This window comes from Micromonospora sp. MP36 (assembly GCF_008119785.1).
Taxonomy (GTDB): domain Bacteria; phylum Actinomycetota; class Actinomycetes; order Mycobacteriales; family Micromonosporaceae; genus Micromonospora.
The window spans coordinates 1-1,385 of record NZ_VSFA01000254.1 but is presented as its reverse complement, the minus strand read 5'-3'; the positions used below and the strand labels follow the sequence as shown (position 1 = coordinate 1,385).

At 68.1% G+C, this 1,385-nt stretch carries 1 protein-coding gene and 1 pseudogene; both read left to right on the top strand.

Going from position 1 to position 1,385, the window contains the following annotated elements:
- Positions 1-204, top strand: a pseudogene (locus FXF52_RS41020) (IS5/IS1182 family transposase); the annotation flags it as partial.
- A gap of 359 nt (positions 205-563) precedes the next feature.
- Positions 564-1,385 (top strand): GNAT family N-acetyltransferase (locus tag FXF52_RS41015; protein ID WP_222870963.1); only part of this gene is annotated, 822 nt, incomplete at its 3' end.

The window sequence follows — 1,385 nt, the reverse complement described above, 5'->3', positions numbered from 1 at the left end:
GGGCCACGCGGTGGTCGTCCGCCCACGTTCCGCCCGCACCGCTACCGGCAGCGCAACACCATCGAACGGCTGATGAACCGGCGCAAGCAGTTCCGCGCCGTGGCCACCAGGTACGACAAGCTCGCCTGCCGCTACCGGGCCACCGTGCAGATCGCCGACATCCTCATCTGGCTACGCGCAAAACCGGACCGCCCCAAGCCATGATCCGGGAGACACGGCCTAGTGCCCTCGGGGCAGTTTGACGACCCGGGGCCAGCTGATTGCAGCCAGCGATGAAGGCGCTCAGGGCCGTGTGTGTGGTGTGGGTGCGTGGTTCACGAGGTGGGTGATGATCTTGATGGGCGCAACGACCCGTCGGGGTGGGAGCTTCCGCTCACCGGTGTGGGCGAGGCGTTCGCGTAGCAGATGGGCAGCGTGGTGCCGGAGTTCGTCGGGGCCGTACGACGACCAAGACACGCACGCCGGTCGGTGAAATCCGCCTTGCGTCGCGCTCCACGGCGCCTTCCGCCCGACGACATCGCCTGGCGACCGGCCCGGGTGGGGGCCACCGAGGGAGAATTCCGGTGCACAGCGATTACCGTCATGATGCGATGACCTCAATGAAAGACGCCAAGTACCCCGACTGCTCTGTTTCCGATCTGCTGGCCGAGATGGAACGGAACCTTGCCGAGCACGCGTGTCACCTGCACCGTCACATGCCGGGCCCGACCGTCACGGAGACGGACGACCTCCTGATCGCCGACAGCGGGCTGGCCGACGACACGTTCAACATCGTCGCGGCGGCGAGGCTGCGTACGGACACCGCCCACACCCGGGTCAGGGAGACGGTCCAGGCCCTTGCCGCCACGGGCCGGCCCTTTTCCTGGTGGGTAGGCCCTGCCTCCGCACCGGCACAACTGGCCTCATTGCTCGAGGAAGCCGGTCTCACGGCGTCGGAGACCGAGACGGGCATGTGGACGGAACTGAACGCGGCACCACCCCGACCGCATCTTCAAGGCCTGGACATCCATCCTGTGACGAACCCCAGGCAGCTCTCCGATTACGCGACCGTCCTCGCCGCCAACTGGGATCCGCCAGCCGCCACTGTGCGCCGCTTCTTCGCCGATGCCGCCGAGTGGGCACTCGCCCCCGGCTGCCCCGCCCGTTACCTGGTCGGCTACGTTGACGGCCACCCGGTCAGCTCGGCCGAGGTCTTCCTGCACGGGAAGGTCGCCGGGATCTACAACATCGCGACCCTGGCGGCTCACCGCCGACGCGGCTACGGCGGCGCCATGACACTGGCGACCCTTCGCACCGCCTACGACGCGGGTTATCGCACGCTGGTCCTGCAGGCGTCCTCGGACGGTGAACCCGTTTACCGCCGCCTCGGTTTCAAGCCGTGCGGC